The 12,491-nt window shown below is 65.0% G+C and carries 14 protein-coding genes; 8 read left to right on the top strand and 6 right to left on the bottom strand.

Annotation, left to right across the window (positions count from 1 at the left end):
• Positions 1-6: 6 nt before the first annotated feature.
• From imuA to QBK88_RS08520, 3 genes are all read right to left on the bottom strand, one after another.
• Positions 7-618, bottom strand: a complete 612-nt coding sequence (gene imuA, locus QBK88_RS08510; RefSeq protein WP_277961713.1) for a translesion DNA synthesis-associated protein ImuA — start codon at positions 616-618, stop codon at positions 7-9.
• Positions 618-1,232, bottom strand: a complete 615-nt coding sequence (gene lexA / locus QBK88_RS08515) for a transcriptional repressor LexA (protein ID WP_268142544.1) — start codon at positions 1,230-1,232, stop codon at positions 618-620. The genes imuA and lexA overlap by 1 nt, the downstream gene beginning before the upstream one ends.
• A 113-nt stretch (positions 1,233-1,345) precedes the next feature.
• Positions 1,346-2,194, bottom strand: coding sequence for an aldo/keto reductase family oxidoreductase (locus tag QBK88_RS08520; RefSeq protein WP_277961714.1), 849 nt, complete (start codon positions 2,192-2,194; stop codon positions 1,346-1,348).
• Positions 2,195-2,290: 96 nt separating this feature from the next.
• Here QBK88_RS08520 and QBK88_RS08525 point away from each other — a divergent pair, with 96 nt between their 5' ends.
• Positions 2,291-3,181 (top strand): LysR family transcriptional regulator, encoded by an 891-nt coding sequence (locus tag QBK88_RS08525; RefSeq protein WP_277961715.1) that lies wholly within the window; start codon positions 2,291-2,293, stop codon positions 3,179-3,181.
• Between the two features lie 49 nt (positions 3,182-3,230).
• Here QBK88_RS08525 and iolG read toward each other — a convergent pair whose 3' ends face one another.
• Both iolG and QBK88_RS08535 read right to left on the bottom strand, forming a co-directional pair.
• Positions 3,231-4,238: an inositol 2-dehydrogenase gene (gene iolG / locus QBK88_RS08530; RefSeq protein ID WP_277961716.1), complete on the bottom strand. Its 1,008-nt coding sequence runs from the start codon at positions 4,236-4,238 to the stop codon at positions 3,231-3,233.
• Positions 4,239-4,285: 47 nt separating this feature from the next.
• Complete coding sequence (locus QBK88_RS08535) at positions 4,286-5,311, bottom strand: LacI family DNA-binding transcriptional regulator (RefSeq protein WP_277961717.1); 1,026 nt, start codon at positions 5,309-5,311, stop codon at positions 4,286-4,288.
• A 132-nt stretch (positions 5,312-5,443) separates the two neighbouring features.
• On the opposite strand from QBK88_RS08535, the gene QBK88_RS08540 reads away from it, so the two are divergent.
• From QBK88_RS08540 to QBK88_RS08550, 3 genes are read left to right on the top strand one after another with little or no spacing between them, the layout of a single operon-like run.
• Complete coding sequence (locus tag QBK88_RS08540; protein WP_268142554.1) at positions 5,444-6,289, top strand: SDR family oxidoreductase; 846 nt, start codon at positions 5,444-5,446, stop codon at positions 6,287-6,289.
• Positions 6,286-7,434, top strand: a complete 1,149-nt coding sequence (locus QBK88_RS08545) for a phytanoyl-CoA dioxygenase family protein (protein WP_445764913.1) — start codon at positions 6,286-6,288, stop codon at positions 7,432-7,434. The genes QBK88_RS08540 and QBK88_RS08545 overlap by 4 nt, the downstream gene beginning before the upstream one ends.
• Before the next feature lie 48 nt (positions 7,435-7,482).
• Entirely contained in the window at positions 7,483-8,406 is a 924-nt protein-coding gene (locus QBK88_RS08550) for a sugar ABC transporter substrate-binding protein (protein WP_268142556.1), read from the top strand.
• Positions 8,407-8,526: 120 nt separating this feature from the next.
• Here QBK88_RS08550 and rutR read toward each other — a convergent pair whose 3' ends face one another.
• Entirely contained in the window at positions 8,527-9,201 is a 675-nt protein-coding gene (rutR, locus tag QBK88_RS08555; RefSeq protein ID WP_268142558.1) for an HTH-type transcriptional regulator RutR, read from the bottom strand.
• Between the two features lie 233 nt (positions 9,202-9,434).
• Here rutR and rutA point away from each other — a divergent pair, with 233 nt between their 5' ends.
• From rutA to rutD, 4 genes are read left to right on the top strand one after another with little or no spacing between them, the layout of a single operon-like run.
• The gene (gene rutA / locus QBK88_RS08560; RefSeq protein ID WP_268142560.1) at positions 9,435-10,517 is read left to right on the top strand and encodes a pyrimidine utilization protein A; all 1,083 of its coding nucleotides are present in this window, start codon (positions 9,435-9,437) and stop codon (positions 10,515-10,517) included.
• Entirely contained in the window at positions 10,517-11,251 is a 735-nt protein-coding gene (gene rutB, locus QBK88_RS08565; RefSeq protein ID WP_277961718.1) for a pyrimidine utilization protein B, read from the top strand. Before rutA ends, rutB begins: the two co-directional genes overlap by 1 nt.
• 13 nt (positions 11,252-11,264) lie before the next feature.
• Positions 11,265-11,648, top strand: coding sequence for a pyrimidine utilization protein C (rutC, locus tag QBK88_RS08570; RefSeq protein WP_277961719.1), 384 nt, complete (start codon positions 11,265-11,267; stop codon positions 11,646-11,648).
• A gap of 13 nt (positions 11,649-11,661) precedes the next feature.
• Positions 11,662-12,441 carry a pyrimidine utilization protein D gene (rutD, locus tag QBK88_RS08575; RefSeq protein ID WP_277961720.1) on the top strand — a complete coding sequence of 260 codons (780 nt, stop codon included), beginning with the start codon at positions 11,662-11,664 and terminating at the stop codon, positions 12,439-12,441.
• Positions 12,442-12,491 lie beyond the last annotated feature (50 nt).

Below are 12,491 nucleotides of genomic sequence, written 5' to 3' on the forward strand. Positions count from 1 at the left end.
GCGACCTCAGGCGCTGAACGCCAGAGGCGCGGCCGGGGCCAGGCCACCGCGGCATTTGAGCACGCGCAATTGCGCCGGGCGCAGGTCGATGGCGATACGCAGGGCCGCCGGCGAAGGGTTGTTGGCGGCCTGCCGGGGGCGGCAGGCGAAGCCCAAGGTCTGGCCGGTCTCGGCGGCTACCTGCAAACGCCGCAGGGCACGGTCATCGGCCTTGTCCGGCCAGCACAGCACCGCGGCGCAACTGCCCGAGCGCAGGCACTGCTCGGCGGCCCACAAGGCCTCGTTGCCCCGGGCTTCGATGATCGCCAGTTGACGCAGGTCGACCCCGGCCGTTTCCCAGGCCGCCGGGTAGGGAATGAAAGGCGGCGCCACCAGCACGATGCGTTCGCCGGCCTGGCTCAGGCGCGCCAGGGTTGGCCACAGCAGGCGCAGCTCGCCACTGCCGGCGCTGGGCAACAGGATTTCGCTGAGGGCCGAAGGCGGCCAGCCACCACTGGGCAGGGCACGGTCCAGGGCAGCATGGCCCGTGGGCTGGGTGGCCACGGGCTGGGCCTGGGCACGGCCCTTCCACACCCGCCGCTCGTCGAGCAGGCCATCGAGGCTGACCACCGCGCCCATCAGCGACGCACCAGGCCGCAGAAGATGCCTTCGATCACCAGTTCCTGCTCGGCGTCGATGACAATGGGTTCATAGGCCGGGTTGCGTGGCATCAATCGCACGCTGTCGCGGTTCAGTTCCAGGCGCTTGATGGTCACCTCGCCGTCCAGGCGAGCTACCACGATCTGACCGTTGCGGGCATCATGCTGGCGCTTCACGCCCACCAGGTCACCGTCGAGGATGCCGTCGCCGATCATCGAGTCGCCGGCCACCTGCAGGAGAAAGTCCGGCGTGCGGGCGAACATTCGCGCATCGAACACCAGGTGGTCGTGCACGCCCACGTCAGGGTCGATAGGCCGCCCCGCCGCCACCCGGCCCAGCACCGGAATCTCCAGCACCTCGGGGCGGCGCTGATGCCGCGCCAGGCGAATGCCCCGCGCCTGGTTGGGCGTGACGTCGATGAAACCAGCCTCGGTCAAGGCCACGATATGCTTGCGCGCCACACTGCGCGAGGCAAACCCGAAGGCCTCGCTGATTTCCGCCAGGCTCGGCGGCTGGCCGTGATCGGCAATGCGGTCACGGATGAAAGTGAGTATGGCGGCGCGTTTTGGGGATAAAGTAGTCATGGAGTACATTTGTACTCCACGTGAGTTGACGGCGCAAGCTGAAAGCGGCGAGTGGTCGGGAGGGCGGTCGGTTTTGGGTGCAGGTCGTTGATTTGATCAGCGTTTTCAGGCCCGATTTCCCCTCAAACCCCCTCCAGAACCCCCGTCACCTCCGCCGACAACTCCACCTCCACCGCTGCCAGATTCTCCCGCAAATGCCCCACCGACAAAGTCCCGGGTATCAGCAGAATATTCGCCGAACGTTGCAGCAACCACGCCAACGCCACCTGCATGGGCGTAGCCCCCAACCGCCGGGCCACTTCATCCAGCTTCGACGACTGCAACGGCGTGAACCCGCCCAAGGGGAAAAACGGCACATAGGCGATGCCATCCGCCGCCAACGTATCGATCAACGCATCATCGTCACGGTGCACCAGGTTGTAGTGGTTCTGCACGCATACCACCGGTGCGATCGCGCGCGCCTGGGCCACTTGCGCCGCCGAGACATTGCTCACCCCCAGGTGGCGGATCAGGCCCTGTTGCTGCAGCTCAGCCAGAACGGTGAATGGCGCCTCTATAGAGGACTCGTCCGGCGAATGCAGGTTGCCCCAGGCACGCATGTTCACTACTTCCAGCACATCCAGCCCCAGATGGCGCAGGTTGCTGTGCACCGCGTCGATCAGTTCCTGGCGGCTGTCGGCACGCAGCCAGGCGCCGTCGTCACCCCGGCGGGCGCCCACCTTGGTGACGATCACCAGGTCTTGCGGGTACGGCGCCAGGGCTTCGCGGATCAACCGGTTGGTGACGTAGGGGCCGTAGAAATCGCTGGTATCGATATGGTTGACCCCGGCCTCCAGGGCCGCGCGCAATACCGCCAACGCTGCGCCATGGTCCTTCGGCGGGCCGAATACCTGCGGGCCGGCCAGTTGCATGGCGCCATAGCCCATGCGGTTGACGGTGCGGTGGCCCAGCGTGAAAGACGATGTGGTCATGGGTAGATCCTCGGTGGGTAGGCCACTGACTATAGGCATTGACCGAGTGTGTGAAAATACAGTGGAATCGGCACAGCCCGTACGGATGAGCGCACAATGAACAACAACCTGCAGGACCTGTTTGCCTTCCACGCCGTGGTCCAGGCGGGTGGCTTTCGTGAAGGCGCCCGTGCCAGCGGCAAGTCGGCGTCAAGCCTGAGCGACGCGGTGCGACGCGCCGAGGCACGGCTTGGCGTACGGCTGCTGAACCGCACCACCCGCAGCGTGGCCCCCACCGAGGCCGGTGCCCGACTGCTGGAACGCCTGGTACCCGCGCTGGCCGAGGTGGAGGCCGCCCTGGACGTGGTCAACGGTTTTCGCGAGCGCCCCAGCGGCACCCTCAAGCTCAACGTGCCCCTGAGCGCGGCGCGGCTGGTGCTGCCCGGTATCCTCACGCCATTCCTCAACGCCTTTCCCGAGATCAAGGTGGAGGTCATCGTCGAGGAAAGCTTCGTCGACATCCTGGCCGCTGGCTGCGACGCCGGCATCCGTTACGACGAGCGGCTGGAACAGGACATGATTGCCGTGCCCATCGGCCCGCGCACCCAGCGCTTCGCCACCGCTGCCGCCCCGGCCTACCTGAACACCCATGGCCGCCCTGCCCACCCGCGCGAACTGCTGGACCATGCCTGCCTGCGCGGGCAGTTCAGCAGCGGCCTGATGCCGGCATGGGAGTTCGAGCGGGACGGCGAAGTGGTGCGGGTCGAGCCCACCGGGCCGTTGAAAGTGCGCATCGGTGGCGCCGTCGACCTGGCGGTGGATGCTGCGGTGCAAGGACTGGGGGTTATTCACCTGTTCGAGGACTGGCTTGCGCCCTACCTGGCCAGCGGCGCGCTGGAGCCCGTGCTGGAGCCCTGGTGGCAGACGTTCAGCGGGCCGTTCCTATATTACCCGGGGCGGCGGCATCTGCCGGCGGCGTTGAAGGCGTTCATCGGGTTTGTACGGTAAAGCGCCGCACGGGCGGCGCTCGACATTCAAGAACGCCAAAAACATCAGGTCATGCACCTGGCAGCCCTGACGCCACCACCCTCCCCGTGCGAATCGACTCCAACGCACAATCCGCCAACTGCAGCGCATACAACCCGTCCCGCACCCCGGTGGGCAACGCCGTGCCCGCCGTCAGCGCCTGGATAAACGCGCCCAGCTCATTGCGGTACGCCTCGGCATACCGCTCCAGGAAAAAATGCTGCAACGGCTCCAGCGCCTCGGTGTGTTCGGCATTCCAGTGGCGCAGCGTACTGGGCCGGTGGTTATCGGTCAGCAGCACGCCCAAGGCGCCAGAGACTTCCACCCGCTGGTCATAGCCATACACGGCCTGTCGGCAGCAGTTGATATGGCATTGCTTGCCGGAGGCGGTACGCAGCAGCACCATCACGCTGTCGAAATCATCGATTTCCTCAAGGCTGGGGTCCACCAGGCGGCTGGCGATGGCGCTGACCTGCGTGGGCTCTTCGCCCAACAGGTGGCGCGCGGTGTCGAAGTCGTGAATGGTCATGTCCCGCAGGATGCCGCCGGAGTGAGCCAGGTATTCACGCGGTGCCAGGCCCGGGTCGCGGCTGGTGATGATCACCTGGCGCACCGCACCGATCTGCCCGGCATCGATACCCTGGCGCAGGCGCAGCATGTCCGGGTCGAAGCGGCGGTTGAAACCCAGCATCACCCGCCCGCCCTGGCGCTCGACATTGTCGGCAGCGGCGCGGGCTTTGGCGATATCCAGGTCAATGGGTTTTTCACACAGCACCGCCTTGCCGCGCGTCACGGCCGCCAGCATCAGGTCGATGTGGGTGTCGGTGGGCGTGCCGATCACCACGGCGTCGATGTCGTCGCGCGCCAGGGCGGCATTGCAATCGTAGACAGCCTCGCAGCCCAGTTGGGCGCTCAGGGCATCGACCCCGGCGCGCCAGGGGTCGGCGACCAGCACCAGGGTGGCATCAGGGTGGGCAGCGACGTTGGCGGCATGGATGGTGGCGATGCGGCCAGCACCGAGAACAGCGACTCTAAGCATGATCGAACTCCTGGGATTGTTGTTGTACAGGGAAACGACTGCGTGAATCAGTAGGGCAAATTGAACGGCGTGACGATCTGCACCTGGGAGGGCGCAATGGGCCCGGTTTTCCATAGCCGGTGAAACTGCAGGATGTGCAGGAACACATGACGGGCATCGATCTGCAGGTTGTGGTCGATGATCGCCGCGATTTTTTCCTCGGCCAGCAACTGGCGGTTCTCTTCGTCCAGGTCGTGCCCAATGAACACGTCCAGCGCCCGCCCCCGGGCGGCGAAGGCGTCGACGATGGCACGGTTGCCGCCGCCCACGCTGTACACCGCCCGAAGCCCCGGGTGCTGGTCCAGCGCTGCGCAGACCCGCTCGAAGGTGCGTGGGTAAACCCCGTAACCACCGCTGATGTCCAGCACTTGCAAATACGGCGCCCGGGCACGCAGCCACATGCGAAAGCCCATCTCGCGTTCTTCCTCGCCGCGAAATAGCTCGCTGCCGATCACCACTGCCACGTCCTGGGGCTGTGCCGGCAACCAGCGCGACAACAGGTAGGCAGCGGTCTGGCCGGCGGTGCGGTTATCCATGCCGACATAGCCGATGCGATCGCTATGGGGCAAGTCGGTGACGAGGGTGACCACCGGGATACCGGCGGCGGCCAGTTGCTTGACCGCCAGGTTGACCGCTGGCTCGTCGGCGGCCTTGAGTACCACCCCCTGGCTGCCGGTGGCCAGGCAACGCAGCAGTTGATCGTGCATGGCCTGGGGTTCGATTTCCTCGAACAGGTGGAAGCGCGGGGCGATACGAAACGGCGCCAGGCTGCCCAGTTGCGCAGTGATCGCGGCCTGCACGGCCGCACTGAAGCGCCGGGGCGTGTGCATGATCACGTCGATATGAAAGGTACGCCCCACCGCCAGGCCATTTTTCTCTTGGGCCTCGAGCTCGTCCAGGGCCTGCTCGATACGCCGGTGGGTCTGGTAATGCACGCTGCCGCGCTGGTGCAGCACGCGGTCGACGGTGGCTTTGCTGACCCCCGCCTGGGTGGCCAGTTGCTTGATGGAGAAGTGTTTGGCGCGTTCTAGCATGGGGTCGAGCCTGAGGTTTTTATGAGGTCTTTTCGGGCTTTTACGAGGTAATGGCAATGCTAGTCTCAGTTTCGCCAGGCGTCGAGGCGCCCGGCCTGCAAAGCCCATAACAAAAAACCTCAGGAGAACCTCATGACCTCAACCGACCTCGCCACGTCCTTCACGGGCCAGTATTTTGTGGTCACTGGCAGCACCCAGGGCCTGGGGGCGGCCGTGGCTCGCACCCTGGCCAACCGCGGTGCCGCCGGGCTGATCATCTGCGGGCGCCGCGCCGATCAGGGCCAGGCCCAGGTTCGAGCGTTGGCAGCCCTGGACTGCCAGGCCCATTTCGTTCAGGCCGACCTTGAGCAAGTGGCCGACTGCCGTGCGGTGATCGCCGCGGCCCGCACCCACTTTGGCACCCTGCACGGGCTGGTCAACTGCGCTGGCATGTCGGACCGTGGCACCATCCTCGACACTTCGCCGGAACTGTTCGACCGCCTGTTCGCCGTCAACGTGCGCGCGCCGTTCTTCCTCATGCAGGAGGCCATCAAGCTGATGATCAGCCAGAAGGTGGCAGGCGCCATCGTCAATATCCAGAGCGTGACCGGCCACGGCGGCCAGTCGTTTCTCACCGCCTACGCAGCGTCCAAGGGCGCTTTGGCCATCCTCAGCAAGAACGTGGCGTTCAGCGCCCTGCACAACCGCATCCGGGTCAACGGCCTGAACATCGGTTGGATGGACACCCCCCATGAAGACGAGATCCAGCGCCACTACCACGGCGCCCAGGACGGCTGGCTGCAGGCGGCCGAACAGGCGCAGCCCTTCGGGCGCCTGCTCAAGCCTGAGGAAGTGGCCCAGAGCGTGGCATTCCTGCTGTCTGGCGAGTCGGGGATGATGACCGGTGCCATCATCGACCTGGAGCAAGGTGTGCTCGGCTGCGGCGACGGCGGCAGCCCGCGCCCCGCACAGCCCTTGCACCTGGCGGAGGGTGAATGATGAGCGACGCCTTCGTCCGCGCCGACGCCGTGCGCCTGCAAGACTTCAGCCTGTTGTGCGAACAGCAGGCCCGACGCGAACACTACCCCCTCTGCGCTGAGGTGCAGGCCAATGTGCCGATCTATGAAGGCCACCGCCTGCGCACAAGCGACCGCCAAGCGGTGCTCAATGAACTGCACCGCGTGTTCAGCCAGGGCCCCGGCGTGCTCGTGGTGCGCCAAGGCTTCTACGACCCCGCGGTCATCGACCGCCACAGCGCCGTGTTCGAAGCCATCTTCGCCACGGAAGCCGAGGCTGGCGTGGCGGCTGACCACTTCGCCAAGGCGGGCAGCAACGGCCGCATCTGGAACGCCCTGCAAAAGGCAGCCCTGTGCTCACCCGCCTCGTTCGTGGAGTACTATGCCAACCCCCTGCTCGGGCTGATCGCCGAAGCCTGGCTGGGCCCGGACTTCCAGGTCACCGCGCAGGTCAACGTGGTTCGCCCCGGTGGCCAGGCCCAACAGCCGCACCGCGACTACCACCTGGGGTTCCAGACCGAGGAGGTGGTGCAACGCTACCCTCTGCCCCTGCACGTGCTGTCCCAATACCTGACCCTGCAGGGCGCCGTAGCCCACACCGACATGCCACTGGCCAGCGGCCCGACCCAGTTGCTACCGTTTTCCCAGCAATACCCCCTGGGCTACCTGGCTTGGCGCCGCCCTGACTTTATCGACTATTTCCAGCAACACGCCGTGCAATTGCCGCTGGCCAAAGGTGACCTGCTGTTCTTCAACCCGGCGCTGTTCCATGCCGCTGGCAGCAACCACACGGCCGACCTGCACCGCATGGCAAACCTGCTGCAGATCAGCTCGGCCTTTGGCAAACCCATGGAAACCCTGGACCGCCAGCGCATGATGCTCGCCCTGTACCCCCACCTGCTGCAACAGGCCACAGACCACTTGCTGGACGCCGAGAGCCTGGCCGCCGTGGTGGCCTGCTGCGCCGACGGTTATGCCTTTCCCACCAACCTGGACACCGACCCGCCGCTGCACGGCCTTGCACCACAGACCGGCCAACAGTTGATGGTACAGGCGCTGCAAGAGCGCTGGCCCTATGAAACTTTCGCCGAGCGCGTGGCACGGCAGAGCGCCAAGCGCCGGGCCTGAGGCCCCTTCAAGGTTATTCAAAAACAACAACAAGACCGGAGCACCACCATGAAAAAGCAACTGCTCGCCCTGCTGTTCGCCGCAGCCCTCTCCCCCCTGGCCCTGGCCGATGTGCGCATTGGCGTCAGCATCGCCCAGGTCGATGATGTGTTCCTGGCGCAGATGCGCGACTACATGGCGGCCCATGCCAAGCAACTGCCCGGCGTGACCCTGCAGTTCGAGGATGCCCAGGGCGATGTGGTGCGCCAGCTCAACCAGGTGCAGAACTTCACCAGCCAGGGGGTGGACGCGATCATCGTCAACCCGGTGGACACCGCCGCCACGGCCAAGATCACCGACGACGCCCAGAAGGCCCACATTCCCCTGGTGTACGTGAACCGCCGGCCCGACGGCGACCAGTTGCCGCCGGGGGTCGGCTACGTCGGCTCGGATGAGGTCAAGGCCGGCGAGATGCAGATGCGCTACCTGGCCGACAAGATGGGCGGCAAAGGCAACCTGGCGATCATGCTCGGCCTGCTCTCCAACAACGCGACACACAACCGTACCCTGGGGGTAAAGACCGTGCTCAAGGACTACCCCAACATCCACGTGGTGGAAGAACAGACCGCCGACTGGCAGCGCAGCAAGGCCATGGACCTGATGAACAACTGGATTGTGTCCGGGAAGAAAATCGACGCCGTGGCGGCCAACGCTGACGAAATGGCCATTGGCGCCGCCATGGCCATCCGCCAGGCCGGCCTGGAGCCGGGCAAGGATATCCTGGTAGGCGGCAGCGACGGCGGGGCAGCGGGCCTGGAAGCGATCAAACGTGATGAACTGGCGGTCACCGTGTACCAGGACAACAAGGGCCAGGCCACCGGCTCCATCGACCTGGCGTTACAGATGGTGCGCAAGCAGCCCTACGAGGCGGAACTGACCATTCCTTACCAATTGATCACCAAAGCCAACTATCAGGATTTCGTCAACCCGTAAGGGCCTGATGACCCGCCGCCCCCCGGCACTGCGGTATGCCTGGCACAGCGTATGAAGCGTGACGCGGCCAGGTCCGTACGAAAAATCAGGTGACGGTAAGGTGAGGCGGTTCAACACCCCTCACCCCCGCGGCCGAAGCCCATTGAGAATCAGCCCCTGCACATTCCCCAACACCTCCTGGAAAAACACCGGGTCACTCAACCCCTTCCCCGTCAACGCCGCCACCTGGCTGGCGAAGTCGGCGTAATGCTGAGTGGTGGCCCACAGGGAAAAGATCAGATGGTGCGGTTCGATGGCCGCCAACTGGCCGGCATCGATCCAGGCCTGGATCACCTTCACCTTGCTGTCCACCAGCTCGCGCAGCGGCTCCTGCAATTCCTTGAGCAGCAACGGCGCGCCCTGGACGATCTCCAGGCAGAACAGCCGCGACTCGGCCGGGTGGTCGCGGGACAGTTCCAGCTTGATGCGGATGTAATCGCCGATGGCCTGTACCGGGTCCTGCTCGGCGCTGAAGCCGCGCAAGGGGCGCAACCACACGTCCAGCAGTTGGCGCAGCACGCTCAGGTACAACTCGTCCTTGCTGCTGAAGTAGTACAACAGGTTGGTCTTGGACACGTCGGCCAGGCTCGCGACCTGGTCCAGGCTGGTGCCATGCACGCCGAAACGGGAGAACAGTTGCAGGGCAGCGTCCAGGATCACCGCACGCTTGCCTTCCACCAACCGGTGGCGACGCTTGAGGGTGGAGGCGCTGGGCGTACGCGGCGTCTTGGCCGGGGCAGCGGGTTCTTTCTTCACACGGGCATCCTGTAACCGACGGAAAAACAGTCGCACTTTACCGCGCGCGCCGTCAGAGGCAACTACCCCGCTACGCCCCAACCCCGTGCAGCGTGCACAAACCAGGTGCTCCAGCACAGACCAATTGGTCCGTCATAAATTACAACCCATTGTTTACAAGAACAAAAACAAAGATGGCCTGGTTAGTGCAAGTGCCATGGGGTCTTTTCCCGCCCCGTGCAAGAGGATCACCCATGGACGTTGGAATCTTCATCCCCATCGGCAACAACGGCTGGCTGATTTCCACCACAGCCCCCCAGTACAAGCCTACCTTCGAGCTGAACAAGACTATCGTGCAGAAGGCCGAGCACTACGGGTTCGACTTTGCCCTGTCGATGATCAAGCTGCGTGGCTTCGGCGGCAAGACCGAATTCTGGGAGCACAACCTGGAATCCTTCACCCTGATGGCGGGCCTGGCCGCGGTTACCTCGCGCATCCAGTTGTTCGCCACCGCCGCCACCCTGACCCTGCCCCCGGCCATTGTCGCGCGCATGGTCAGCACGATCGACTCGATCTCCGGCGGGCGCTTTGGCGTCAACCTGGTGACGGGCTGGCAGAAGCCTGAATACGAGCAGATGGGCCTGTGGCCCGGCGATGAATTCTTCCATACCCGCTACGCCTACCTGGCTGAATACGCCCAGGTGCTGCGCGAACTGTGGAGCACCGGGCACAGCGACCTCAAGGGCGAATACTTCACCATGGACGATTGTCGAGTCAGCCCCAAGCCCCAGGCCGACGTGAAAGTGATCTGTGCGGGGCAGAGCGATGCCGGCATGGCCTTTTCGTCGCAGTACGCCGACTACAACTTCTGCTTCGGCAAGGGGGTCAATACCCCTACCGCCTTCGCGCCCACCGCCGAGCGCCTTATCCAGGCCAATGCGAAAACCGGCCGCGATGTCACGTCCTGCGTGCTGTTCATGATCATCGCCGCCGACACCGACGAGCAGGCCCGCGAGCGCTGGGAGCTGTACAAGGCAGGCGCCGACCAGGAGGCCATCGCCTGGCTGGCCGACAAGGGCGCGGCTGACCAGAGCCCCGGCTCGAACATGCGCCAGATGGCCGACCCGACCTCGGCGGTGAACATCAACATGGGTACGCTGGTGGGCTCCTGGAGCAGTGTGGCAAAAATGCTCGACGAGGTGGCCACGGTGCCCGGCACCCAAGGCGTGATGCTGACCTTCGATGATTTCGTGCAAGGGGTGGAAGACTTCGGCGAAAAGATTCAGCCGCTGATGACCAGCCGCCAGCACATCAACCTGCTCAAGGAAACCGCCTGATGAACGCCCCCGCCCCTTTCAGCGGCTACGCCCTGCCGGCTGACCCGCTACCCGCCCGTACGTTGCCCGCACGCCCGGAAGCGTTGAGCCTGAAGGCCAGCGAAACGGCGCTGGTGGTGGTCGACATGCAAAATGCCTACGCCAGCCTGGGGGGTTACCTGGACCTGGCCGGGTTCGACGTCAGCAGCACCGGCCCGGTGATCGCCAACATTCAGAAGGCCCTGGCCACGGCACGTGCCGCCGGCATGCCGGTGGTGTTCTTCCAGAACGGCTGGGACGCCGAGTACGTGGAAGCCGGCGGCCCCGGCTCGCCCAACTGGCACAAGTCCAACGCCCTGAAAACCATGCGTCAGCGCCCCGAGCTGCATGGCACGCTGCTGGCCAAAGGTGGCTGGGACTACCAGTTGGTGGACGAGCTGCAACCGCAGCCTGGCGATATTCTGGTGCCCAAGACCCGCTACAGCGGCTTCTTCAACACCAATTTCGACAGCCTGATGCGCAGCCGCGGCATTCGCAACCTGGTGTTCACCGGCATCGCCACCAACGTGTGCGTGGAATCCACCCTGCGCGATGGTTTTTTCCTGGAGTACTTCGGCGTGGTACTGGCAGACGCCACCCACCAGGCCGGCCCGGCCTTCGCCCAGCAGGCGGCGTTGTTCAATATCGAGACGTTCTTCGGCTGGGTGTCCAGCGTCGAGGATTTCTGCACCACCTTCGCCACGGCCAGTGCCTGAGAGGAATTCGACCATGAGCAAGAAAGCCATTATCCCCGCGGGCACCGGCGTGCCCATCGCCCCCTTCGTCCCGGGCTCCCTGGCCGACGGCATCCTGTATGTCTCCGGCACCTTGCCGTTCGACAAGGACAACAATGTGGTGCACGTGGGCGATGCCGCCGCCCAGACGCGCCATGTGCTGGAGACCATCAAGGGTGTGGTGGAGACGGCCGGTGGCAGCCTCGACGACGTCACCTTCAACATGATCATGCTGCGCGACTGGGCTGACTATGCCGCCATCAACGGGGTGTACGCCGAATACTTCGCCGGGGAAAAACCGGCCCGCTATTGCATCCAGTGCGGCCTGGTGAAACCGGACGCGCTGATCGAAATCGCGAGCATCGCCCACGTCGGCTAAGGATATTCATACCATGTACTACGAATGGCTGGGTCGAAGCGACCCACACGCACCGGTGCTGGTACTCAGCTCCGGCCTTGGGGGCTCCGCGCGTTTCTGGGGCCCGCAACTGACTGAGCTGGGCGAGCGTTTTCGCGTACTGGTGTACGACCACGCCGGCAGCGGCCGCAGCCCGGCCACCCTGCCCGAGGGCTACAGCATCGCCACCATGGCCGCCGAACTGCTGGCCCTGCTTGACCAGCTGGAGGTCAGCCACTGCCACTTCATGGGCCATGCCCTGGGCGGGCTGGTGGGGCTGGAACTGGCGCTGCAGCGCCCGGCGCTGTTGCGCAGCCAGGTACTGGTCAACGCCTGGAGCAGCCCCAACCCCCACAGCGCGCGCTGCTTCGCGGTACGCAAGAACCTGCTCAACCATAGTGGCCCGGCGGCCTACGTGCAGGCCCAGGCACTGTTCCTCTACCCCGCCGACTGGATCGCCGCCAACAGCGCCCAACTGGCCGAGGATGACGCCCATGCCCTGGCGCACTTCCCGGACCCCGCCAACCTGCTCAAGCGCATCGCGGCCCTGCAGGCGTTCAACGTCGACGCCCACCTTGCCCAGATCCATACCCCAACGTTGCTGCTGGCCAACCGTGACGACATGCTGGTGCCCTGGCAGCGCTCCCGGGTGTTGGCCGACGGTTTGCCCAATGGGCGCCTGCACGTACTCGACTATGGCGGCCATGCGTCCAGCGTCAGTGACAGCGCCACTTTCAACCGGGTGGTGCTGCAGTACCTGGCTGAACACGCTTGAACCGGGCCCTGCGTCGCAAGACCGACACAGGGCCTTGCTATAGTTCGCCT

This window comes from Pseudomonas sp. RIT-To-2, assembly GCF_029623465.1.
GTDB classification, from domain to species: Bacteria; Pseudomonadota; Gammaproteobacteria; order Pseudomonadales; family Pseudomonadaceae; genus Aquipseudomonas; species Aquipseudomonas silvicola.

Bases quoted from the DNA above. Each gene is read 5' to 3' on its own strand.
- rutD (WP_277961720.1), top strand. From the start codon at position 11,662: ATGTACTACGAATGGCTGGGTCGAAGCGACCCACACGCACCGGTGCTG.
- iolG (WP_277961716.1), bottom strand. From the start codon at position 4,238: ATGCTTAGAGTCGCTGTTCTCGGTGCTGGCCGCATCGCCACCATCCAT.
- QBK88_RS08545 (WP_445764913.1), top strand. From the start codon at position 6,286: ATGATGAGCGACGCCTTCGTCCGCGCCGACGCCGTGCGCCTGCAAGAC.
- QBK88_RS08550 (WP_268142556.1), top strand. From the start codon at position 7,483: ATGAAAAAGCAACTGCTCGCCCTGCTGTTCGCCGCAGCCCTCTCCCCC.
- QBK88_RS08540 (WP_268142554.1), top strand. From the start codon at position 5,444: ATGACCTCAACCGACCTCGCCACGTCCTTCACGGGCCAGTATTTTGTG.
- rutB (WP_277961718.1), top strand. From the start codon at position 10,517: ATGAACGCCCCCGCCCCTTTCAGCGGCTACGCCCTGCCGGCTGACCCG.
- rutC (WP_277961719.1), top strand. From the start codon at position 11,265: ATGAGCAAGAAAGCCATTATCCCCGCGGGCACCGGCGTGCCCATCGCC.
- QBK88_RS08535 (WP_277961717.1), bottom strand. From the start codon at position 5,311: ATGCTAGAACGCGCCAAACACTTCTCCATCAAGCAACTGGCCACCCAG.
- imuA (WP_277961713.1), bottom strand. From the start codon at position 618: ATGGGCGCGGTGGTCAGCCTCGATGGCCTGCTCGACGAGCGGCGGGTG.
- rutA (WP_268142560.1), top strand. From the start codon at position 9,435: ATGGACGTTGGAATCTTCATCCCCATCGGCAACAACGGCTGGCTGATT.
- QBK88_RS08525 (WP_277961715.1), top strand. From the start codon at position 2,291: ATGAACAACAACCTGCAGGACCTGTTTGCCTTCCACGCCGTGGTCCAG.
- QBK88_RS08520 (WP_277961714.1), bottom strand. From the start codon at position 2,194: ATGACCACATCGTCTTTCACGCTGGGCCACCGCACCGTCAACCGCATG.
- lexA (WP_268142544.1), bottom strand. From the start codon at position 1,232: ATGTACTCCATGACTACTTTATCCCCAAAACGCGCCGCCATACTCACT.